General features: G+C 38.3%; 21 protein-coding genes, 1 tRNA gene and 1 pseudogene. 17 read left to right on the top strand and 6 right to left on the bottom strand.

Annotated features, from left to right (window positions below):
• Positions 1 to 136: 136 nt before the first annotated feature.
• Positions 137 to 1,002: pseudogene (locus WS44_RS01595) on the top strand (IS30 family transposase).
• Between the two features lie 117 nt (positions 1,003 to 1,119).
• Here WS44_RS01595 and WS44_RS01590 read toward each other — a convergent pair.
• Positions 1,120 to 1,191 (bottom strand) — tRNA-Arg (locus WS44_RS01590).
• Between the two features lie 239 nt (positions 1,192 to 1,430).
• Here WS44_RS01590 and WS44_RS01585 point away from each other — a divergent pair.
• From WS44_RS01585 to tpiA, 4 genes are all read left to right on the top strand, one after another.
• Complete coding sequence (locus WS44_RS01585) at positions 1,431 to 2,462, top strand: sugar-binding domain-containing protein (protein ID WP_013641671.1); 1,032 nt, start codon at positions 1,431 to 1,433, stop codon at positions 2,460 to 2,462.
• 53 nt (positions 2,463 to 2,515) lie between these two features.
• Entirely contained in the window at positions 2,516 to 3,532 is a 1,017-nt protein-coding gene (gene gap / locus WS44_RS01580) for a type I glyceraldehyde-3-phosphate dehydrogenase (RefSeq protein WP_013437503.1), read from the top strand.
• Between the two features lie 113 nt (positions 3,533 to 3,645).
• The gene (locus WS44_RS01575; RefSeq protein ID WP_013641672.1) at positions 3,646 to 4,857 is read left to right on the top strand and encodes a phosphoglycerate kinase; all 1,212 of its coding nucleotides are present in this window, start codon (positions 3,646 to 3,648) and stop codon (positions 4,855 to 4,857) included.
• A gap of 25 nt (positions 4,858 to 4,882) precedes the next feature.
• Positions 4,883 to 5,641, top strand: coding sequence for a triose-phosphate isomerase (gene tpiA / locus WS44_RS01570; RefSeq protein WP_013437505.1), 759 nt, complete (start codon positions 4,883 to 4,885; stop codon positions 5,639 to 5,641).
• Positions 5,642 to 5,971: 330 nt separating this feature from the next.
• Here the strand turns inward: tpiA and WS44_RS01565 are convergent, their stop codons facing one another.
• Both WS44_RS01565 and WS44_RS01560 read right to left on the bottom strand, forming a co-directional pair.
• Entirely contained in the window at positions 5,972 to 6,493 is a 522-nt protein-coding gene (locus tag WS44_RS01565) for a hypothetical protein (RefSeq protein ID WP_013437507.1), read from the bottom strand.
• Positions 6,494 to 6,504: 11 nt separating this feature from the next.
• Positions 6,505 to 7,380: a Cof-type HAD-IIB family hydrolase gene (locus WS44_RS01560; RefSeq protein ID WP_046432679.1), complete on the bottom strand. Its 876-nt coding sequence runs from the start codon at positions 7,378 to 7,380 to the stop codon at positions 6,505 to 6,507.
• Between the two features lie 67 nt (positions 7,381 to 7,447).
• Here WS44_RS01560 and WS44_RS01555 point away from each other — a divergent pair, with 67 nt between their 5' ends.
• Genes WS44_RS01555 through tsaE form a run of 3 tightly spaced genes read left to right on the top strand, consistent with a single transcriptional unit; the run spans position 7,448 to position 9,628 of the window.
• The gene (locus tag WS44_RS01555) at positions 7,448 to 8,146 is read left to right on the top strand and encodes a uracil-DNA glycosylase (protein ID WP_013641676.1); all 699 of its coding nucleotides are present in this window, start codon (positions 7,448 to 7,450) and stop codon (positions 8,144 to 8,146) included.
• Between the two features lie 13 nt (positions 8,147 to 8,159).
• Entirely contained in the window at positions 8,160 to 9,149 is a 990-nt protein-coding gene (gene pta / locus WS44_RS01550; RefSeq protein ID WP_014565682.1) for a phosphate acetyltransferase, read from the top strand.
• Positions 9,149 to 9,628, top strand: coding sequence for a tRNA (adenosine(37)-N6)-threonylcarbamoyltransferase complex ATPase subunit type 1 TsaE (gene tsaE, locus WS44_RS01545; RefSeq protein WP_013437511.1), 480 nt, complete (start codon positions 9,149 to 9,151; stop codon positions 9,626 to 9,628). Before pta ends, tsaE begins: the two co-directional genes overlap by 1 nt.
• 178 nt (positions 9,629 to 9,806) lie before the next feature.
• On the opposite strand, the gene WS44_RS09795 is transcribed toward tsaE, so the two are convergent.
• Genes WS44_RS09795 through WS44_RS01535 form a run of 3 tightly spaced genes read right to left on the bottom strand, consistent with a single transcriptional unit; the run spans position 9,807 to position 11,229 of the window.
• A complete protein-coding gene (locus tag WS44_RS09795) occupies positions 9,807 to 10,247 on the bottom strand; it encodes an alpha/beta hydrolase fold domain-containing protein (protein ID WP_236945333.1) in 441 nt (146 codons plus the stop codon).
• Positions 10,248 to 10,307: 60 nt separating this feature from the next.
• Entirely contained in the window at positions 10,308 to 10,682 is a 375-nt protein-coding gene (locus WS44_RS09790; RefSeq protein ID WP_014565684.1) for a hypothetical protein, read from the bottom strand.
• 13 nt (positions 10,683 to 10,695) lie between these two features.
• The gene (locus tag WS44_RS01535) at positions 10,696 to 11,229 is read right to left on the bottom strand and encodes a 3'-5' exonuclease (protein ID WP_013641681.1); all 534 of its coding nucleotides are present in this window, start codon (positions 11,227 to 11,229) and stop codon (positions 10,696 to 10,698) included.
• 97 nt (positions 11,230 to 11,326) lie between these two features.
• On the opposite strand from WS44_RS01535, the gene murB reads away from it, so the two are divergent.
• The 9 genes from murB (at position 11,327) to WS44_RS01490 (ending at position 20,201) form a co-directional block, all read left to right on the top strand.
• Positions 11,327 to 12,223, top strand: a complete 897-nt coding sequence (murB, locus tag WS44_RS01530; RefSeq protein WP_013641682.1) for a UDP-N-acetylmuramate dehydrogenase — start codon at positions 11,327 to 11,329, stop codon at positions 12,221 to 12,223.
• Positions 12,224 to 12,284: 61 nt separating this feature from the next.
• A complete protein-coding gene (locus WS44_RS01525; protein WP_013641683.1) occupies positions 12,285 to 13,382 on the top strand; it encodes an ABC transporter ATP-binding protein in 1,098 nt (365 codons plus the stop codon).
• Positions 13,372 to 14,184: an ABC transporter permease gene (locus WS44_RS01520; protein WP_013437518.1), complete on the top strand. Its 813-nt coding sequence runs from the start codon at positions 13,372 to 13,374 to the stop codon at positions 14,182 to 14,184. Before WS44_RS01525 ends, WS44_RS01520 begins: the two co-directional genes overlap by 11 nt.
• Positions 14,181 to 14,996 (top strand): ABC transporter permease, encoded by an 816-nt coding sequence (locus WS44_RS01515; RefSeq protein ID WP_013437519.1) that lies wholly within the window; start codon positions 14,181 to 14,183, stop codon positions 14,994 to 14,996. Before WS44_RS01520 ends, WS44_RS01515 begins: the two co-directional genes overlap by 4 nt.
• A complete protein-coding gene (locus tag WS44_RS01510) occupies positions 14,993 to 16,066 on the top strand; it encodes an ABC transporter substrate-binding protein (RefSeq protein WP_013437520.1) in 1,074 nt (357 codons plus the stop codon). The genes WS44_RS01515 and WS44_RS01510 overlap by 4 nt, the downstream gene beginning before the upstream one ends.
• Before the next feature lie 38 nt (positions 16,067 to 16,104).
• Positions 16,105 to 16,947: a diadenylate cyclase CdaA gene (cdaA, locus tag WS44_RS01505; RefSeq protein ID WP_013437521.1), complete on the top strand. Its 843-nt coding sequence runs from the start codon at positions 16,105 to 16,107 to the stop codon at positions 16,945 to 16,947.
• Positions 16,944 to 17,903 (top strand): CdaR family protein, encoded by a 960-nt coding sequence (locus tag WS44_RS01500; RefSeq protein ID WP_013437522.1) that lies wholly within the window; start codon positions 16,944 to 16,946, stop codon positions 17,901 to 17,903. The genes cdaA and WS44_RS01500 overlap by 4 nt, the downstream gene beginning before the upstream one ends.
• A 28-nt stretch (positions 17,904 to 17,931) precedes the next feature.
• A complete protein-coding gene (gene glmM / locus WS44_RS01495; RefSeq protein ID WP_046432674.1) occupies positions 17,932 to 19,287 on the top strand; it encodes a phosphoglucosamine mutase in 1,356 nt (451 codons plus the stop codon).
• A 98-nt stretch (positions 19,288 to 19,385) separates the two neighbouring features.
• Positions 19,386 to 20,201, top strand: a complete 816-nt coding sequence (locus WS44_RS01490; protein ID WP_013437524.1) for a Cof-type HAD-IIB family hydrolase — start codon at positions 19,386 to 19,388, stop codon at positions 20,199 to 20,201.
• Positions 20,202 to 20,208: the final 7 nt, after the last annotated feature.

Raw genomic sequence — 20,208 nt, 5'->3', positions numbered from 1 at the left:
AATGATCTTATATATTTTTATATTGGATATTGGCCGATTGTAAAATTAAATTGAACACTTTGTAAAAAATAAAAGCCCATCTGGGCCTGTTTGATAGAACGTTAATAACCACAAAAACTTCTATTGGAGGTCACAAATGGACTCTTTATGTTTTACCATGAATCAGCGCATTAAAGGCAAACACTTATCATTCGAAGAGCGGGTTATTATCCAAACTCGTATTAAAGACGGCTTCTCTCTTAGAGCTATTGCACGTGAACTTGGTTGTTTCCCGTCTACCATCAGCTATGAAGTCAAACGCGGTACTGTTTCTCTTTATCATGGCAAACAGAGCCGGTACAAGGCTGATCACGGTCAAAGCGTTTATCAGGCTAATCGATACCATTGTGGCCGCAAATCAGACTTCTTGAAAAAATCTGATTTTATCGAATATGTTAACAAGCATTTCTCTGAAGACGACTGGTCGCTTGATGTATGTGCCAATCGCAGTTTGGCTATAGGAGAATTTTCTAGTAATCAAACGGTTTGTACTAGAACCCTGTATAACTATGTCGATCAAGGATTAATGGATAGCAGAAACTGTGATTTGCCCGAAAAGTTAAAACGCAACACTAAAATTCATCGCATCCGCAAAAATAAGAGAAAGCTTGGCCGAAGCATTGAAGAACGTCCACAAGAGATCAACGATCGAAAAGAGTTCGGCCATTGGGAATGCGACCTGGTTTTAGGACATGAGACTAGAGATGATCAAGTACTGCTGACTTTGTCTGAGCGAATGAGTCGTGAGTTTTTAATCTTGCGGATTCCCGATAAGACCGCTGCCAGTGTCATGCATGCTTTTAGAACGCTTCAAAAACAATACAGCGAGCACTGGAACGACATCTTCAAGACATCATTAACATTGAAACCTGGTGCAATTCACTGCCGAGAAAGATCTTAGCATATCATACCCCAGATGAAATCTTTGAAAAGGAATTGAATCGTATCTATCAAACAGCATAAGTGTTCAATTTATTATTGCAATTTACGATATTTTTATATTTACTTTATTTTTATGGGAGAAAAGAAAAAAGAGCGATGAACTATCGAAATAATTCATCGCTCTTTTATTTCCTAAGATGGGTCCCCTGGGAGTCGAACCCAGATTTTAAGAACCGGAATCTTACGTGCGATCCATTACACTAAGGACCCGTATGACTCTATCAGTATAACAAAAAAAGATAGCAAAGAAAAATGATTTCACTTAACTTGTAACATTTTTAAATTCGCACATCTTTTTCTTGAATTACGAAAAATACATTGTTATACTAACAGTGTCGATTGGGAAATGTATGGATGTTGGATGTACGTTTCTCTTATATTTTTAAGTATTCTGGGACAGAAATCGACACAGGCATGGTCGCAATTCGTCCCAGGGAAAGGAGGGAACGATGGATTCGGACTTTTCTTTGCTCGAAGCGCTCGTTCCCGACGTCTTAAAGATTCTTCGACAAAGGTATCTTGTCCTTGAGCAGATCGCGTTACATGCGCCAATTGGTCGCCGTAGCGTAGCTCAACATTTAGGGCTTTCGGAAAGAAACATTAGAACCGAAACGGAATATTTGAATCAGTTAGGCTTGATTGAAATTAAAAGTTTTGGAATGTTTTTAACCGAAAAGGGCGAGAAAACATTGAAAGATGCAGGACCATTGATTGACCGCCTCTTTAATGCCGGAGAAACAGAGGTAGCTCTTGCTAAGAAATTAGGAATTGATAGAACTCTGATTGTCCCTGGTAACGCTGATCTACAAGATCGTGTGTATGAAGAGATGGGTGAAAAGTTAAGTTCAGCTTTGAATTTACTCTTGCCTTTAGGACATTCAATAGTTACAATTCTAGGTGGAGCGGCTTTAGCAAAATCTGCGAAGTATTTATCTCCAGATTTAGCTAATAACCGTCAACTGGAATTTGTTCCAGGTCGCGGAGCCTTGGGCGAGAATGTTGAAACGCAAAGTAATACAATCGTTCAAGAGATGGCTGCTAAGACTTCAGGTACTTATAAGACTTTATATTTGCCTGAGCAAGTTTCAGCAGATGCGTATAAATCGCTTATACGTGAATCTTCGATTGCAGATGTCCTGCAAGATATTTCACAAAGTGATGCTGTGATTCATGGTATTGGGTTAGCCCAAGAAATGGCACAGCGTAGAGGCTATGATTCAATTAAGCTCTCTAGACTTCGTGAAAAGAAGGCCGTCACCGAATGTTTCGGGTGTTTCTTCGATGAAAATGGCAAGGTTGTCGACCGTATCACCCAGGTTGGATTGCAGTTTGAGAACCTATACAAAATACCCCACATATTTGCCTTTGCTTGCGGTAGTCGCAAGGCTGAAGCAATCAAAGCTTATATGCCTAATGCACCACATCAAACCTGGTTAATTACTGATGAAGGTGCCTCAAATATGATTTTAAAGGGGAAATAAAAATCCCGTTTAAAATAAATGTTGTTTATAGTTCTTAAGGAGGACTTTAGGTTATGACAGTTAAAATTGGTATTAACGGTTTCGGCCGTATCGGTCGTTTAGCATTCCGTCGTATTATGGACCTTGGCGAAAAGACTAAGGACATCGAAGTTGTTGCTATTAACGACTTGACTACTCCAGCAATGCTTGCTTACTTGCTTAAGTACGACACTACTCATGGTACTTTCAACCACGAAGTTTCATCAACTGATGACTCAATCGTAGTTGACGGTAAGAAGTACCGTGTTTACGCTGAACCACAAGCACAAAACATTCCTTGGGTTAAGAATGACGGTGTTGACTTTGTTCTTGAATGTACTGGTTTCTACACTAGCAAGGCTAAGTCACAAGCTCACCTTGACGCAGGTGCTAAGCGTGTATTGATCTCAGCTCCAGCAGGTAACGACTTGAAGACTATCGTTTACTCAGTAAACGAAAACACTTTGACTGCTGACGACAAGATCGTTTCAGCTGCTTCATGTACTACTAACTCACTTGCACCAATGGCTAACGCTTTGGACAAGGAATTCGGTATCGAAGTTGCTACTATGACTACCATCCACGCATACACTGGTACTCAAATGACTTTGGATGGTCCTTCACGTAGTGGTAAGGAACAAGACGCTCGTGCTGCTGCTGAAAACATTATTCCTCATACTACTGGTTCAGCAAAGGCTATCGGCTTGGTATTGCCTAACTTGAACGGTAAGATGAACGGTCACGCACAACGTGTTCCAGTTCCAGACGGTTCAGAAACTGAATTGGTATCAATCTTGAAGAAGAAGGTTACTGCTGACGAAGTTAACGAAGCTATGAAGAAGTACGAAAGCCCATCATTTGCATACAATGGTGACCACATCGTTTCAAGCGACGTTATCAACATGACTGCTGGTTCAATCTTTGACCCAACTCAAACTATGGTAACTACTGCAGGTGACAAGCAATTAGTTAAGACTGTTGCTTGGTACGACAACGAATACTCATTCACTTGCCAAATGGTTCGTACTTTATTACACTTTGCTACTCTTTAATCATTAATTAAATTTAACTGATTATAGGTTAAGTGGTAATTGAGAAGGCGGAGGGAGATTCTTCCTTCCGCCTTTTTTTGAAGGAAAAATATCAAAATAATCGGAGGATTATAATGGCTAAATTAATCGTTGACGATCTTGATGTTAATGGCAAGAAAGTCTTAATGCGTGTAGACTTTAATGTTCCTATTAAAGATGGTGTTATTGGTGATGACAACCGTATCGTTGCTGCACTTCCAACTATTAAGTACATCATCGAACACGGTGGTAAAGCAATTCTTTTGAGTCACTTGGGCCGTGTAAAGTCAGATGCTGACAAGAAAGAATTATCATTAAAGCCAGTTGCTGAACGTTTAAGCGAACTTCTTAAGAAGCCTGTAACTTTTGTACCATCAAACGAAGGTAAAGAAGTTGAAGACGCAATCAACGCTATGAAAGATGGCGATGTTGTTGTTCTTGAAAACACTAGATTCCAAGATATTGACAATGACTTTGGTAAGCGTGAATCAGGTAACGATCCTAAGCTTGGCGAATACTGGGCAAGCCTTGGCGACATGTTTGTAAACGATGCCTTTGGTACTGCACACAGAAGCCACGCTTCAAACGTTGGTATTGCTACTGCTATGAAGAAAGACGGCAAGCCAGTTGCTGCTGGTTTCTTGATGGAAAAGGAAATCAAATTCTTAGGTAACGCTGTTGAAAACCCAGTTCACCCATTCGTAACTATCCTTGGTGGTGCTAAGGTTTCAGACAAGATCGCTGTTATTAAGAACTTGATTCCTAAGTCAGACCACATTTTAATCGGTGGTGGTATGGCTTACACCTTCTTAGCAGCTCAAGGCCACAAGATTGGTAAGTCATTGTTTGAAAAGGACAGAGTTGAACTTGCTAAGGAACTTTTGAAAGAAGCTGACGGCAAGATCGTTCTTCCAGTTGACAACGTAGCTGCAACTGAATTCTCAAACGATGCTTCACGTGAAGTTGTTGGTGACGATATTCCTGACAACATGATGGGTCTTGACATCGGTCCTAAGACTGTTGAAAAGTTCACTGAAATTCTTAAGGACGCTAAGACTGTTGTTTGGAACGGTCCTATGGGTGCTTTCGAAATGCCTAACTTCGCTAAGGGTACTTACGCAATTGCTGATGCCTTAGCTAACTTAACTGATGCTACTACTATTATTGGTGGTGGTGACTCAACTTCTGCTGTTAAGAAGTCTGGAGTTGCTGACAAGATTACCCACATCTCAACCGGTGGTGGTGCTTCACTTCAATACCTTGAAGGTAACGAATTACCAGGTATTGCATGTATTTCAGACAAGTAATTTAAGTTAAGGAGATAATAGACTAATGAGTCGTACACCAATTATTGCTGGTAACTGGAAATTACACATGAACCCAGAACAAACTACTGAGTTCGTTGACGCAGTTAAGGACAAGTTACCAGATCCAAGTAAGGTAGAATCACTTATTTGTGCACCTGCAGTTGACCTTGATGCTTTGAGAAAAGCTGCTAAGGGTTCAAACTTGCACATCGGTGCAGAAAACTGCTACTTTGAAGACGAAGGTGCTTACACTGGTGAAACTTCACCTAAGGTCCTCAAAGAAATGGGTATGGACTACGTAATTATTGGTCACTCAGAACGTCGTGGCTACTTCCACGAAACTGATGAAGACATTAACAAGAAGGCCAAGGCAATCTTTGCTAATGGCTTGAAGCCAATTATTTGCTGTGGTGAATCACTTGAAACTCGTGAAGCTAACAAGCAAGAAGACTGGGTAGTTGCTCAAATTAAGGCTGCTTTAGATGGTCTTACTGCTGAACAAGTATCTTCACTTGTAATTGCTTATGAACCAATCTGGGCTATTGGTACTGGCAAGACTGCTTCATCAGACCAAGCTGAAGAAATGTGCAAGACTATTCGTGAAACTGTAAAGGACTTGTACAACGAAGAAACTGCAGAAAACGTTCGTATTCAATACGGTGGTTCTGTAAAGCCAGCTAACGTTAAGGAATTAATGTCAAAGCCTGACATTGACGGTGGCTTAGTTGGTGGTGCTTCACTTAAGCCTGAATCATACTTAGAATTGGTAAACTACCAAGACTAATTTTGATCATAAATAAAATAGCTTCTGCCAATGCAGAAGCTATTTTTTTGCACCTTTAAATAACGGCTTATCATGGTGAAAATAGCAATCAATATAGAAATGTAAACGATTTTAATGACAAATAATAACGCTTTAGCACTTGTATTTTGGCCAGGACCAAGTATAAGAAGAGTTGGAAGTTATGATTGAACGGATTATAACTTCTGAATATTCAGTCTCTGCCTATTAATTCCTTATTACTTAATAAATACAAACTTCATGGCAGAAGATACATCTATATCACTTTCTAGAGAAGCAGTTATGAAAAATTTTTATAACTGCTTTTTTGTGTTAATTAGGATTAATTTCGAACTTTTGATTAATTGGTGGGAAGGTTGGAAGTTTAAGTGGCGTGACATGCCATTGAGTAAATAAAATAGAGGTTAAGAGGATAAAGGGAACATCCTCTGGCTTATTAATTTCGCACGTCAATACAACACCTTTATCACCCATCATGGTTTTAACATTGGCTACCTTTTTGATACCAGATCTAAAGGTATAAGTACCATGTTTGATACTACCAGTTACGACGTAGTTAAGCTGAGTGAGATAAAAAATATTGGTGCTAGGAGTGTTTAATTTTTTTACGCCAACAAGAGAGTGGTTTACCACATCAATGGTAAAAGAAGCTATCAGACCAGCACCGTCAGAAAAAAGACGGCCCACTTCCTTATTATTTATATCATTCAAATAAAGAGTATGATTGGGATTATCTAGGTTGCCTTGAATAAAGAATTTAACCTGACCATTAGAAGCAATGACAGGTATTTGGCCGTAATCCTTTTCTTGATTAAGCTCTAACCAAAACAACATATTTTTCACCTCTATTTTTGTTGATTATCTTTAATAAATTGATTAAGAATATAGGCTACCCCATCTTCATTATTATTCTTGGTGGTAACTTGAGCGATGTCTTTTATTAAAGGAATCGCATTGCCCATTGCTACGCCGACACCTGCTGCGCGAATCATGCTTTCATCGTTTAGATTATCTCCAATAGCGGCGATTTCGTCTTTTTTAATATTTTTCAATTTGGCATAATCCAGCAATGCCAGCCCCTTTTGTGCCTCGTCCGCATTAATTTCAATATTTGAAGATGAGCTAGAGGTAATAACTAGGTCGCCTAATTCGGCGATTTCTTTTTTTACATCGGCAAAAGCTTCGTGTCCGCGTGAATCAAAAGCAATAAATTTCATCACTTCGATTTCGGGATCAGCCAGCAATTCCGTAAAACTAGGAACCTGCTTCATATTCATAATTGTTTTATTACCGGCAGAAATTGCGACGGCTTGACGGAAGTCGAGAAGAGGATTTAAATCAACCATCAAGTGCGCTACATTAGTAATTCGTTGCTCTAAGTTTTCACTATAAACTTGATTTTCGGTAACGACTTCAAAGTAAAATCCAGCCTTATGAAGGAGGTTAACAATTTGGATGGCCTTCTGAGTAGGGATACTGTGTTTGACCATTAATTGACCTGCTTCGTTAAATACTAGAGCACCATTTAGGTTGATAAAGCCAGTATGCAAATTTGCATCTCTTAAAATAGAACGTGATTCACGTGGGGCGCGACCCGTCGCAATCAGAAATTCAATTCCATTATTTTGTGCATTTTTCACAGCTTGAGCATTTGCTTCTGAAACGGTCATATTTGAATTAAAAAGAGTACCATCTAAATCGCAAGCAACTAATTTGATCATAAATTTCCTCCCAATTACTGTTAAATTAATGATACCATAAAGAGGATTAGAAAAGAGGGTGTAAGACTTGGCTAAAGAATTAATTGGCAATGATTGGGATCAAGTATTAGATCCAGTCTTTGCAAGTGAGAAATATCACGAACTTCATAACTTTCTAAGAGAAGAATACTCTACTAAGCAAATTTATCCTGACATGTATCATATATTCACAGCTTTCAAATTAACTCCCTTTGCTAAAACAAAGGTAGTCATTTTGGGACAAGATCCATACCATAATCCTGGACAGGCAAATGGGATGAGTTTTTCTGTCATGCCAGGTACACCACTTCCGCCATCACTTAAAAACATCTATAAAGAACTTTATGATGATGTTGGTGCACAGCCAGTTAACCATGGTTATTTGAAAAAATGGGCAGATCAAGGCGTATTGCTTTTGAATGCCGTTTTGACCGTACCATATGGACACGCAAATGGCCATCAAGGTAAAGGCTGGGAAGATGTCACAGATACGGCAATTAAGGCGTTAAGTGAACGTGGCAAGGTGGTTTTCATCTTATGGGGCAGATTTGCGCAAAACAAAATCCCATTAATTGATCAAAGTAAGAACTTTATTATAAAATCATCTCATCCGAGTCCATTTTCGGCTGATCGTGGATTCTTTGGCTCAAGACCATTTTCACGTTGTAATGCGGCATTAGTTAAATTTGGTGAGACACCGATTGATTGGCAATTGCCAAAAACTGTAAGTAAATCAGACATAGCATAAAAGAGGTATTAAAATGAGCGTATTTTCATTATTTAAAAAACAAGTTGAAGCAGCACCAGAAAAAAAGAGAATCGTTTTTCCAGAAAGTGACGATCTTAGAGTTTTAACTGCAGTATCAAATTTGAATAAAGATGGCATTATCGAACCAATTTTAATTGGTAAAAAAGAAGATGTTGAAAAGTTAGCTGCAGACAACAATTTAGATATTGAAGGCGTAAAGATTTATGATCAAAACAATTACGCTGATTTAGACGAAATGGCTGAAGCTTTTGTTAAGGCTAGAAGAAAGGATACCAGCATTGCTGAAGCTAAAGCCAAGTTGGCAAAAGGCAATTACTTTGGCACTATGCTGGTAAAAATGGGCCTAGCTGATGGGATGGTATCAGGTGCGGCTCATTCAACTGCTAACACTGTTTTACCTGCTTTACAACTTATTCACGCTGCTAAGGGGATGCACAGAGTATCAGGAGCCTTCGTTATGGAAAAAGGCGATGAAAGATATATCTTTGCCGACTGTGCAATTAATATCAATCCTGATGAAGAAACTTTAGCTGAAATTGGCTATCAATCAGCATTGACCGCTAAGATGGCAGATATTGATCCTAAGGTTGCCTTTTTAAGCTTTTCAACTAAAGGTTCCGCCGAAGGCCCAATGGTAGATAAGGTTCATGATGCAGCTGCCATGTTCCAAAAAGATCACCCAGAAATCCCTGGTGATGGTGAATTACAATTTGATGCCGCATTTGTTCCTGCTGTTGGTGAAAAGAAGGCTCCAGGTTCAAAGGTTGCTGGTCATGCAAATGTCTTTGTTTTCCCAGAACTTCAATCAGGTAACATTGCCTATAAGATGGTTCAACGTCTTGGTGGCTTTACTGCTGTTGGCCCAATTTTACAAGGACTTGCTGCTCCAGTAAATGACTTGTCTCGTGGCTGCAGTGAACAAGATATCTATGACTTGGCAATTGTTACCGCAGCTCAAGCTCTAGCAAAGGATGAAAATTAATGACAAAATTAGAGATTAATTCTGCTGAGGATATGCAAAAATTAGGTGCTTCTTTGGCCAAAACTGCTAAACCACATGATTTGTTATTGCTAAATGGTGATTTAGGAGCTGGTAAAACTACTATGACTCAAGGATTGGGACGTGAGCTTGGGATTCATCGCCCAGTAAAAAGCCCAACTTTTACCATTGTCCGTGAATACCGTGAAGCTAAGATGCCGCTTTTTCATATGGACTTTTACCGTTTGGAAAATGATGATTTATCTTCAATCGATTTGGAAGGTTACTTAGCAGAACCTGGCTTGGTAGTCATTGAATGGCCACAATTGGTAATGAATGATTTGCCAGATGAATTTTTGCAATTGACGATTACCAGAGTTGATGATAGTTGGGACTCAACCAAGCGTGTGGTTGAATTCAATGCCCATGGTAAGCGTAACAAAGAATGGGTTAAAGACGCATTAGCAGAATATAATAGATAATAGGATTGCTAAAAAAGATCTTGAATAAGTATTAGTGTTACTTGTTCAAGATCTTTTTGTGTAATAAATTAGTTATTATTTATTTCGCTTGCGATTAATTGTAATAAATCCTCACTTTGATTACATGAACCTGAACGATCAAGAAAACCGTGATCCATTCCTTTGTAGAAGACTTCTTCTACATTTTTACCGGCCTGACGTAATTTTTAGGCATACTTTGTAAATAATAGTCAAATTTTGCTTCGATAATAGTAATATCTAGAAATTTGCTAAAGTCATGCGAATAAACAGGACTGATTAAAGGATTTTCGACATTCTCAATGCCAGGATAAAGCAAACGAATGACATTATTAACATAAATAAATTTGTTTAGACGAGCGTGAATAAAAGGTTCATCGGTGGGATCCATGTCATAATCAGAATATTGCCAATGATAAATTGTCTTGCTAGTGTCAGTAATATCTATAGCTGCATACATTGGAAAAAGATGACGAATTTGATGCTTGTTGTCTGTTAAACCGCAGGCAGCGTAAAGCTCACCACCAGCACTATCGCCGGTCATATAAATTTGTGTATCATTAAAACCAATTTTATTTTGGTGAGTCATAATCCAATCAATCGAATTTTTAATATCAAGATAGGCACCTGGAAATGGAGTTTCTGGAGCTAACCGATATGCTCATGAAACAATGATAAAGTCACCTGCATCTGCTAAATATCTACATCGAGGATTGAAACTATCAAGTGTTCCAGCATAAAAGCCCTCGCCATGAACAAAAATTAGACATTTGCCATTAGTTCTTTCAGGTGTGTAAATTCGAGCAGGAATAGCATGATTATCTAATGGAATTAAAATATCATTTTCTGCAACTCTTAAATTATCAGTTTTAATTTCAGGATAGCCACCACGCATAGACTTGAAGTCCAGGTTGTCTAACGTAACGGGATGTTCAATATTCTTTTCACTATAAAGATGATTAGGATCTAGCCTTGCTTTAACTTTAGGATCAAGTAATCCAGTTTTATCACCATAAATCGTATTTTTTATAATCATGAAATGCTTCTTTCTAAATTTGATAAATTAAATTCTTGATAGCTTCATCGCCGAATTGCTTTTCTTGATTAATCAAAATACCTGCACAGGCTTCGCTGTCACTTAGAGCGTTATGGTGATGCCATAATTCAACATCAAGTGCGTCAGATACCGTATCTAATTTATGGTTAGGTAATTCCGGTTCAAATTTTTTGCTAGTTGCCAAAGTATCGATTACTAAATAATGCGGCTCAGAAATATTATAGCGAGCCAAACTTTGGCGCATGACATTAGTATCAAATCTAGCATTGTGAGCTGCCACGAGCATGCCGGGTTGATATAGTCCTTTGATTTTAGGCCAAACTTCAGCCATAGTTGGGGCATTTTTAACATCCTCCGCTGTAATTTGGTGTACTTGAATGTTACGTGCATCAAACGGCATTTGTGGATTAATTACCGTGTAAAAACGGTCAACGATTTCAGTATTTCTAACCATAACTAAGGCGAGTGAGCAGGCACTTTCAGGATAATGGTTAGCTGTTTCGAAGTCCATTGCAATAAAGTTCATAAGATTCTCCTTTTGAAAAAGTATAACATTTTTAATGATGAAGCTAGGCCTTTTATGCGGTAAAATAAAACAAGAAACAAAACTAGGAGGCAAAATTGTGGAATTACTTGATTTAAAAGAGCAAGGAATTGATATTAAAGAGCAAATTCCATTAAGTAGATATACTTTTACCAAAACTGGTGGTGCGGCTGAATATTTAGCCTTTCCTAAAAGTACCGAAGAAGTGGAAAAATTAGTAAAAGTTACTCGTGAAAATAAAATTCCATTAACAATTATTGGTAATGCCTCGAATTTGATCATTCGCGATGGCGGAATTGATGGCTTAGTTATAATTTTAACTGACTTAAAAAAGATTGAAGTAAAAGGTAATAAGGTAACTGCTGATGCTGGTGCAAGAATTATCGATACAGCATTTACAGCAGCTCATCATGGTTTAAGTGGCATGGAATTTGCGGCAGGAATTCCTGGCAGCATTGGCGGCGGTGTGTTCATGAATGCTGGTGCCTATGGCGGTGAAATGCAAGAAGTTGTAGAGAGCGTTAAGGTTTTAACGCGCGATGGCGAATTAAAAACATACTCTAATGAGGAAATGGAATTTTCATACCGTCATTCATTGGTGCAAGATAATGGCGATATCGTTTTAAGTGCAACCTTTAGTTTGAAGCCAGGCGACAAGCTCGAGATCTTGGACCACATGCATTATTTGAATGCCTTGCGTCAATATAAGCAGCCACTCGAATATCCTTCATGTGGTAGCGTATTTAAGCGTCCAACAGGACACTTCGTAGGTCCAATGATTATTAAAGCAGGACTGCAAGGTAAACAAATTGGTGGTGCGCAAGACTCAACTAAGCATGCCGGATTTATTGTCAATAAGGGTGGCGCCACTGCAACGGATTACCTTAATTTAATTCACCTTATTCAAAAGACAATTAAAGAAAAGTTCGATATAGATTTACATACCGAAGTTCGTATTATCGGTAAGGAAAAATAGAATAGATTACGAGACAAGCTACAGGCTGCAAAGCTTGTAGCTATTTTTTATGGGGATGGAAATGGATATTATTAAGTTAAAGCATATTACCAAACAATATGACGATGGTTTTGTTGCACTTAAGGATATAAATTTAACAATTGAATCAGGTAAGTTTTATTCATTACTTGGTCCCAGCGGGTCAGGCAAATCCACTATCTTACGGATTATTGCCGGATTTACTCAACCGACTGACGGAAAAGTTTATTTTGATGGGAAAGACATTACTAATCTTGATGCGGCAAAACGGCACATCAACACCGTCTTTCAGAATTACGCGCTTTTTCCGCATTTAAATGTTTTTGAGAACGTTGCCTTTGGTTTAAAAATAAAAAAGAAGCCGATGAATGAAATTAAACCGGCTGTCAAAGATGCTCTGCATATGGTACGGCTGGACGGTTACGCAAACCGTGAAATTTCTGAACTTAGTGGTGGTCAGCAGCAGCGTGTAGCCATTGCGCGGGCAATAGTCAATGAACCTAAGGTGCTTTTACTTGATGAATCATTATCTGCTTTAGATAAAAGATTGCGTAAGGATATGCAGTTTGAGTTAAGAGCGATTCAAAAGAAGCTGGGTATTACCTTCATTTTTGTTACGCACGATCAAGAAGAGGCTCTTTCGATGAGTGATGAAATTTTTGTCTTAAATGATGGCGAAATTCAGCAAAGTGGTAGTCCTGTAGCTATTTATGATGAACCGGTTAATGATTTTGTCGCTCGTTTTATTGGGGATTCAAATATTTTATCTGGTCGGATGATCAAAGACTATGAAGTAGAATTTGCCAATAATAAATTTAAATGTGCAGATGGTGGGATCAAGCCTAATGAAAAAGTGGAGGTCGTAATTCGACCAGAAGACTTAGATATCGTTGATCCTGAAAAGGGCAAGATTGTAGTTACTGCACAAACGCAATTGTTTTTAGGGGATCACTTCGAAATTAAGGCAATTGATGCTGATGAAAACGAATGGCTGATTCATTCAACTAATGGCGTAAAACTGGGACAAAGAATAGGCTTATTCTTTGATCCAGAAGATATCCATGTAATGCGTCTCAATGAAAGCCAAGCAGACTTTGATGCCAGAATTGAGAAATACGAGGGGGATGAAAATGAAGACTAGGAAAGCTCTATTCTTGATTCCTTATCTGATGTGGATCATCCTGTTTGTTATTTTGCCAATTCTGTTGATCTTATGGTATTCATTCACGGATAGCAACAGAAGTTTTACTTTGAATAATTATGCCGCATTCTTTAGGAATAGTACCTTTTTGCGCATGATGCTTAATTCGTTCTGGTATGCGTTGTTGATAACTTTGATTACTTTACTAATATCTTATCCAGCGGCATATTTTTTAACCAAAATGAAAAATCAACAGTTATGGCTGCTGCTGATCATTTTGCCAACTTGGATTAATTTGCTTCTTAAGGCATATGCGTTTATTGGAATTTTAGGTAACAACGGCCTAGTTAATAAATTTCTACAGTTGTTTGGGATTGGACCGGTAAATATTCTCTTTACGGATTTTGCTTTTATTTTTGTAGCAACCTACATTGAAATTCCATTTATGATTTTGCCAATTTTTAATGCGATTAAAGAGATTGATCCGGCCGTTATTCAAGCCTCAGAAGATTTGGGTGCCAGTCGTTGGCAAACATTTACATACGTATTGTGGCCACTATCTCGTCCAGGCGTAGAAAGCGGTGTTCAGGCGATTTTTATCCCATCGCTATCTTTGTTCATGCTCACCAGATTAATCGGTGGTAACCGTGTTATTACCTTAGGTACGGCAATTGAAGAGTATTTCATGACCACCATGAACTGGAATATGGGTGCGACGATTGGCGTAATTTTGATTGTATTGATGGTAATTGCCATGCTCATTACCAGTAGAAAAGCTAGAAGAAAGAAGGTTGACTTATGAGAAACAGACATTTAATTGCTAGAGTCTACCTATCTTTGACACTAGTTTTGCTCTATGTTCCTATCTTTTATTTGATCTACTTTTCTTTTTCTAGTGGAAAGAACATGAATAAATTTGAGCATTTTACTTTTGCTCATTATCAAACGCTTTTTCAAGATAATCGTTTGTTGGCTATCTTTTTGGAAACAATTTTGTTAGCACTTCTTTCTAGTTTAATTGCAACGATCATTGGTACTTTTGGTGCAATTGCGATTAATGGTATGAGAAAAGAAGCACACAGAAAAACTATTTTAGCATTAAATAATGTGTTGATGGTATCGCCAGATGTAATTATTGGTGCCAGCTTTTTGATCTTCTTCACTGCACTGGGTATTGGCTTAAACTTTGGCTCAGTTTTGCTCAGTCACATTGCGTTTTCAATTCCAATTGTAGTGTTGATGGTTCTGCCGCGACTTAATGAAATGGATACCTCTTTAATTGATGCGGCACGAGATTTAGGTGCCAACTCCTGGCAGGTATTTAGCAACGTGCTCATTCCGGCAATTATGCCAGGAATTTTTTCAGGCATGTTCATGGCATTGACATATTCGCTAGACGACTTTGCGGTAACGTTCTTTGTTACTGGTAACGGCTTTTCAACTTTGTCTGTAGAAATTTATTCAAGAGCGCGCCAAGGGATCGATCTAGAAATCAATGCTTTAAGTACGGTGATGTTTTTATTCGTATTACTTTTGGTAGGAACTTATTACTTTATCACCACTAAAAAGAGCAGACGCAAGAATCATAGAGTGATAGGAGGATTGGTCAAATGAAAAAGATTTTCATTGCAATCATTTCAATTCTCTTAGTTTGCTTAGGTCTTGCTGGTCTGGCTCATCACTTAGAAAAACCGGCTGCCGGAGGAAAAGGCCAAAGCTTAATCATTTATAATTGGGGTGATTATCTAGACCCTAAGCTGATCAAGAAATTTGAGAAGCAATCTGGTTATCATGTGGTTTATGAAACATTTGATTCTAACGAAGCGATGTACACTAAGATTAAACAAGGTGGTACCGCATACGATTTGACCATTCCATCTGAATATATGGTTACCAAGATGCGTAAAGCTCACTTGCTTGATCGATTAGATAAGCAAAAAATTCCTAATATGAAATATATTGGCAAAAACTTTTTGCATAAATCATTTGATGCAGAAAATGACTATTCAGTACCATATTTCTGGGGTACTTTAGGAATCGTCTACAATGATAAATTTGTCAAAAAAGGTGCAATTAAAACTTGGAATGATCTTTGGTCAAAGAAATATCGTCATCAGATCTTGCTAGTTGATTCAGCTAGGGATGCAATGGGTATGTCACTAGTATCATTAGGCTATTCAATGAATACGACTAGCAGCATGAAACTGAATTTAGCCCAAACTAAATTGGACGGATTAGGTCCTAATATTAAGGCGATTATTTCGGATGAAATGCGAATGTACATGATCCAAAATGAGGCTGCAATTGGTGTTACCTGGTCAGGGGAAGCGCACGAAATGATGGAAAGCAATCACCATTTGCATTATGTAGTGCCAAAAGAGGGATCAAATTTGTGGTTTGATAACTTCGTTGTTCCTAAAACGGCTAAAAATAAAAAGGCCGCTTATGAGTTTATTAACTTCATGCTAGAGCCAAAGAATGCAGCACAAAATGCCAAGTATGTTGGCTATGCCACTCCAAACGTAGCTGCTCAAAAATTGTTGCCTAAGTATATTAGAGAAGATCGTCAATTTTACCCTGATCAAACTACGTTGCGTCACTTGCAAGTCTTTAAAGATTTAGGTCCAAAAAAGATGCAAGAATATAATGATCTATTTTTAGAATTTAAAATGTATGCACGATAAAAGAGGTTAGTTATAATTAAAGAAGAAAGGAGTTTTCAATGCATTTTGATGTTTCTAATCTATTTACATGGAACAACCTGTCGATAGCGTTAGATGTATTAATCATTTGGTATTTGGTATACCGCTTGATTATGATGATTCGCGGTACCAAGGCAGTGCAACTAGCTAAAGGTATTGCTTTCATTTTCATCGTTAGAATTGTAGCAGGATTACTCCAGCTGCGTGCCGTAACCTATATCGTCGATCAGATTGTTTCGTGGGCGGTAATCGGAATTATTGTCATCTTCCAGCCTGAAATTCGTAGAGGGCTGGAGCGTTTAGGTCGAACTCCAATTTTTAATGGACGAGGCGAAAGTCCACATGATCAATCAGTAAGAATGGTCAAAGAATTGGATAAAGCCATTCAATATATGTCCAAAAGAAGAATTGGTGCTTTGATCACAATTCAACAGGACACAGGATTGGATGATTATATTGAAACCGGGATTAAGCTGGATGCAGATATTACGGGAGAATTATTAATCAATATTTTCATTCCAAATACTCCTCTGCATGATGGTGCGGTAATTATCAACAATAATCGCATCGCCGTAGCTGCTGCCTATTTGCCTTTGTCCGACAACAGTATGATTCCTAAGCGATTGGGAACAAGACACAGGGCTGCCGTCGGGATTTCAGAAGTAACGGACGCTGTTACTATCGTTGTTTCTGAAGAAACTGGTGGCGTAACTATTACTAAGAATGGTCGTTTTCTTTTAGACCTTTCACGAGATGAATATCTGAAGTACCTCAATGCGCAATTGGTTCCTAAGGAAGAAAAGAAGATTCCTTGGTACAAGCGTGTAATTAACAAAGTTTGGAAATGGGGTGCAGACCGATGAAAGATTTTTGGAATAACCGTTGGTTTATTAAAGTGGTCTCACTACTATTTGCAATTTTATTGGTAATTTATATTGACTCAACGCAAACTGGTTTTGTAACGCAAGGCGAACCGAGAAAAACAAGGGAAACAGCCAATGAAACTCAAACAATCAGTGTACCTTTGCAAGTTTCAATTGATACAGACAAGTATTATGTTGTTGGCTATCCAGAAAAAGTGAAGATCACTTTGGAAGGATCTAATGCATTAGTTACTTCAACGGTTAACACGCAGAGTTTCAGAGCCTACATCGATTTGACTCATAGAAAAATAGGCAAGCAGACCGTTAAGGTGCAAGTTACTGGACTTAATAGTCAATTATCATATACGATTAATCCGGCAACGGTTAATGTGGATATTGAACAAAGAAAATCCCGTACCATGCCAGTTCAAATAGAGTATAATAAAAATGCTGTTGCAAATGGATATAATATTGGCAAGCCCACAGTTGATCCACAAAAAGTGGAGGTAACCGGTGCTAAGGGCGAAGTAAACCAAATTGATCAAATTGTTGCTAAGCTTCCGCTTCCTAATGGTATTAATCACACTTATGAAAGACAAGTGATTTTGGTTGCTGAAGATAATAAGGGAAGACAATTAAATGCGGTCATTACTCCTTCGACTGCAACTGCAAAACTTCCTGTTTCACTATCTAAGAAAACTGTTAAATTGAATCTAAGACCTAAGAATGAAAAGAATAATAAGGTCTATTCCGTAACGGCTAAAAGAGATCAGGTAACTTTATATGGACAAAAATCCGTTTTAGCGAAAATCAATCAGCTAAATGTGGACGTCGATTTAAAGGGTATTGATTCGTCAACTGTAAGAAATTATCCTTTGGTATTGCCTAAGGGAGTTGCAAGAGCTGATCCTGCGGAAGTACAAATATCCATTAAGGTTAAAAACTCAAGCAATTAATAAAATAGCAAGAAAGGTTGTTTATTAGATGTTAAAATATTTTGGAACTGATGGTGTTCGTGGCGTAGCAAATCAAGGCTTGACTCCAGAAATGGCCTTTAAATTAGGTCGTGACGGTGGTTACGTTTTAACCAAGAACAAAAAAGATGGTGAACAAGCTAAGGTATTAGTTTCTCGCGATACTCGTATTTCTGGTCAAATGCTTGAATACGCACTTATTTCAGGTCTTCTTTCAGTAGGTATTGAAGTTCTTGAAGTTGGCGTAATTACCACTCCAGGTCTTTCATACTTGGTTCGTGCACAAGGTGCAGATGCTGGTGTGCAAATTTCTGCTTCTCACAACCCAGTTGAAGACAACGGTATTAAGTTCTTTGGGAGCGATGGTTTGAAGCTTTCAGATGAAATGGAAGGCGAAATAGAAAAATTAATCGATGCTAAAGAAGACAAACTTCCTCGTCCATCTGCTGAAGGTTTAGGTACTGTTACTGACTTCCACGAAGGTAGTGCTAAGTACTTACAATTTATTGAAAACACTATTCCAGAAGACTTAGGCGGCATTAAGGTTGTTATTGATGGTGCCAACGGTGCTTCAAGTGCTCTTATTTCAAGATTGTTTGCTGACTGTGGCGTTGACTTTACTACTATTTACACTCATCCAAATGGTTTGAACATTAACGACCACTGTGGTGCTACTCACACCGAAAACTTGCAAAAAGAAGTTGTTAAGCAAGGTGCACAACTTGGTTTAGCCTTTGACGGTGATGCCGACCGTTGTATCGCTGTCGACGAAAATGGTAACGAAGTTGACGGTGACCACATTATGTACGTAATCGGTTCATACTTAGCTGAACACGGTCGTCTTAAGAAGGATACTATCGTTACTACTGTAATGAGTAACCTTGGATTTACTAAGGCTCTTGAAAAGGAAGGGCTTAAGAATGTTCGTACCCAAGTTGGTGACCGTTACGTTTCAGAAGAAATGCGTGCACATGGTTACAACCTTGGTGGTGAACAATCAGGTCACGTTATTATGAGCGACTACCACAACACCGGTGATGGTATGCTTACTGGTCTTCACTTGATGCTAGTAATGAAGAAGACTGGCAAGTCATTGAGCGAACTTTTGAAAGACTTCAAGGACTACCCACAATGCTTAGTAAACGTTCCGGTTACTGACAAGAAGAATTGGAAGAAGCACCAACCAATCCTTGATGTAATTGCTGAAGTAGAAAAAGACATGGACGGCAATGGTCGTGTACTTGTTCGTCCTTCAGGTACTCAAGCTCTTCTTAGAGTTATGGCAGAAGGCCCAACTCAAGAAGAAACCGATGAATACGTAAACCGTATCGTTAAGGTTGTTGAAAAAGAAATGGGTACTAAATAATTAAACAAAATACCTGTGAATAAAAAGTCGTGAGTTAGCTCACGGCTTTTTGTATAATTAAAGATGTGTGATTTTTAAAAGGTCGAGGGGGAATAGAAATGGCAATTAAAATAATCGCGGTTGATCTAGACGGAACTTTATTATCAAGTGGAAATCTTATTTTGCCTGAGACAGAAAGAGTTTTGCGAGTTGCCTCTGAAAATGGCATTAAAGTTGTCTTGGCCACTGGTAGACCTCTTTCAGGTACTTTGCCATTTACACAGCAATTAGGATTATCTGGTGATGATCAGTATGCCATCGTGTTTAACGGAGCAGTGGTTCAAAGTCTTTCCGGTCGTGTATTAATGAGTCAAGAACTTGACTATCAAGACTTTAATAATATGCTTCGTTTCCAACGTTTAAGTCATGTTGATGTACATTTTGAAACTACCAAGTATTTCTTAACCTGCGACCGTGATTTATCTGTCCAAATGCAAATCAATGCGGCTTTGACTAATAACGTACTTAAGGTTAGAGAGCGCAAAGAAATTCCACAAGATTTTACTTTCAATAAAGTGGGCTTCACTTCTGTTGAAGGTAGCGACCAAGTGGATAAATTATGGAACAGCTTGCCATCATGGGCATTTGATTCTTATGATATCGTACGTAGTTTTGATAGTATTATCGAATTAAATGCATTGGGTGCTTCCAAAGGTAATGCATTAATGGACCTAGCCTCACGTCTTAAAGTTAACCAAAAAGATGTCATGGTATTTGGCGATCAAGGCAACGATTTGTCGATGTTTGAAAATCCTAACTTCATGAAAATTGCGATGGGCAATGCAATTAGTGATATTAAAGAAAAAGCAGATTATGTGACTGATGATAACGATCATAATGGTATTGCTAAGGCGATTAAGAAGTTTGTATTGTAAACAGAAG

This window comes from Lactobacillus sp. N54.MGS-719 (genome assembly GCF_000980505.1).
Taxonomy (GTDB): Bacteria; Bacillota; Bacilli; order Lactobacillales; family Lactobacillaceae; genus Lactobacillus; species Lactobacillus amylovorus.
The sequence above is the reverse complement of the archived record's forward strand: the minus strand, read 5'-3'. Positions and strand labels throughout refer to the sequence as shown.

Excerpts from the sequence above, each read along its gene's own strand:
- pta (WP_014565682.1), top strand. The coding sequence starts at position 8,160 with ATGAGCGTATTTTCATTATTTAAAAAACAAGTTGAAGCAGCACCAGAA.
- WS44_RS01585 (WP_013641671.1), top strand. The coding sequence starts at position 1,431 with ATGGATTCGGACTTTTCTTTGCTCGAAGCGCTCGTTCCCGACGTCTTA.
- WS44_RS01565 (WP_013437507.1), bottom strand. The coding sequence starts at position 6,493 with ATGTTGTTTTGGTTAGAGCTTAATCAAGAAAAGGATTACGGCCAAATA.
- tpiA (WP_013437505.1), top strand. The coding sequence starts at position 4,883 with ATGAGTCGTACACCAATTATTGCTGGTAACTGGAAATTACACATGAAC.
- gap (WP_013437503.1), top strand. The coding sequence starts at position 2,516 with ATGACAGTTAAAATTGGTATTAACGGTTTCGGCCGTATCGGTCGTTTA.
- WS44_RS01525 (WP_013641683.1), top strand. The coding sequence starts at position 12,285 with ATGGATATTATTAAGTTAAAGCATATTACCAAACAATATGACGATGGT.
- WS44_RS01490 (WP_013437524.1), top strand. The coding sequence starts at position 19,386 with ATGGCAATTAAAATAATCGCGGTTGATCTAGACGGAACTTTATTATCA.
- cdaA (WP_013437521.1), top strand. The coding sequence starts at position 16,105 with ATGCATTTTGATGTTTCTAATCTATTTACATGGAACAACCTGTCGATA.
- tsaE (WP_013437511.1), top strand. The coding sequence starts at position 9,149 with ATGACAAAATTAGAGATTAATTCTGCTGAGGATATGCAAAAATTAGGT.
- WS44_RS01500 (WP_013437522.1), top strand. The coding sequence starts at position 16,944 with ATGAAAGATTTTTGGAATAACCGTTGGTTTATTAAAGTGGTCTCACTA.
- WS44_RS09790 (WP_014565684.1), bottom strand. The coding sequence starts at position 10,682 with ATGATTATAAAAAATACGATTTATGGTGATAAAACTGGATTACTTGAT.
- WS44_RS01575 (WP_013641672.1), top strand. The coding sequence starts at position 3,646 with ATGGCTAAATTAATCGTTGACGATCTTGATGTTAATGGCAAGAAAGTC.
- WS44_RS01560 (WP_046432679.1), bottom strand. The coding sequence starts at position 7,380 with ATGATCAAATTAGTTGCTTGCGATTTAGATGGTACTCTTTTTAATTCA.
- glmM (WP_046432674.1), top strand. The coding sequence starts at position 17,932 with ATGTTAAAATATTTTGGAACTGATGGTGTTCGTGGCGTAGCAAATCAA.
- WS44_RS01535 (WP_013641681.1), bottom strand. The coding sequence starts at position 11,229 with ATGAACTTTATTGCAATGGACTTCGAAACAGCTAACCATTATCCTGAA.
- WS44_RS01520 (WP_013437518.1), top strand. The coding sequence starts at position 13,372 with ATGAAGACTAGGAAAGCTCTATTCTTGATTCCTTATCTGATGTGGATC.
- WS44_RS01510 (WP_013437520.1), top strand. The coding sequence starts at position 14,993 with ATGAAAAAGATTTTCATTGCAATCATTTCAATTCTCTTAGTTTGCTTA.
- WS44_RS01515 (WP_013437519.1), top strand. The coding sequence starts at position 14,181 with ATGAGAAACAGACATTTAATTGCTAGAGTCTACCTATCTTTGACACTA.